A 1452-nucleotide genomic window follows, 5' to 3' on the forward strand; every position below is an offset into this window, starting at 1 on the left:
GTACCGGCGGCACCACGTCCGGCCCGGCCAGCGCTGCGTCGATCAGGAGGGCAGCGGCCTGTTCCGCCTCCCGCTGGGCGGCGTCCGGGTCGCCCGCGGCCCAGCGCAGCGCCGCCGTACGGAGACCTATCAGGCCAGATTCGTACCGTGCCCGCGGCAGATGTGCGACGCGCCCGCCCGCCAGGCGCCGCCGGGCGGCCTCCAGGTCGCCGAGGGCGATCTCCGCGCGGGCCCGCAGCAGTTCGGCCACCCGGCCTCGCGCTCCGTCGAGCAGCGGGTGCACGGCGTCCGGGTTCCCGGCGCGCAGCTCCATCGCGGCACGGATCTGCGCCGCCCTGTCGCGGCCCAGGGCGTGCGCCTCGACGAGCAGCCGCACGGCACGCCGCGGATCGCCCGACCGGTCCGTGGCCCCTTCCCACAATCGCTGTTCGGCGCGCGGCAGCTTCCGGAAGAGCGGCAGTCCGGTCAGCCGCTCCGCCTCCGCCGCCCGCCCGCGCGACAGCTCGGCGGCGAGCATGGTGCGCAGCGCCTCGAGCCGGTGTGGCAGGGCGGTGCCGCGCAGGTCGAGCCGCTCCCAGCCAGGCAGGTCGGCGGCGGGACGCCGGCCGTCGGCCATGAGCAGCCGGGCCCGTACGACGGGGGCGAGCGGCCCGGCGGCCGTCAGAATCCGCTCCCGCGCGCCCGGCGGCAGGACGTGGTCGGGGTCGGCGTCGAGCAGCAGGCACAGCAGCGGCCAGGGCGCGTCGGCGGTCACGCGCTCGGTCACTTCGCGGTGGCGGCCGTCCAGGAGCCGGGCCCACGCCGCGTGGTAGGCGAGGTCGGTACGGTCAGGAAGCTTACGGGCCACCGCTGACAACGCGTCGTGAGCCTGCCGTGCGCGGCCTTGCAGGAGGTGGTGGCGGCCCAGCGCGTACGCCACCCATGGCGCGGTGTCCGGCCCCTCGGCGATCTCCGCGAGCAGCGCCGCCCCCGGGGGCTGCTGCTGCCCGCGCACCTGCCGGTCAGGCAACTGCCCGCCCGGCAACCACTGGCCGCGCGGCTGCTGGTCCTGCGCCTGGTGGCCGGATGTCTGCCGCCCACCGGCGTGCCGGCCCTCCCACGGGCCGCCGTCGGCGCTCCGGTCCCCCAGTCGCACACCCGGATCGCCCCATACGCGACTCTCGCCCCACCCGCCCTGCTCCCCCGGCTCCCCCGGCTCGTCGAGCCACGCCAGTGTCCGGCACAGGTCGAGGATCTCCCGGGCGCGCACGGTGAGTCGGTCCTGTCGGCCCGTCGCCGCGCGCCAGGCGTCCGCGTACCGGCCCGCCTGCAGATAGGCCGCCAGCAGCCCGTGCAGCGCGACCGTGTCGGCGGGGTCCGAGCGGCAGGCGGCCTCGAAGCGGGAGACGGCGTCGGCCGGGCGGCCGCCCAGGACCAGCGCGGCGAGGCCGAGCGCCCGGTCGGTTCCGGGTG

1 pseudogene is annotated in these 1452 nt (G+C 78.0%); it reads right to left on the reverse strand.

The annotated features are described in order from the left end of the window. Positions 1-1452, reverse strand: a pseudogene (locus OFY01_RS16865) (hypothetical protein); the annotation flags it as partial.

The sequence above is a fragment of the Streptomyces beihaiensis genome (assembly GCF_026274175.1).
GTDB classification, from domain to species: Bacteria; Actinomycetota; Actinomycetes; order Streptomycetales; family Streptomycetaceae; genus Streptomyces; species Streptomyces beihaiensis.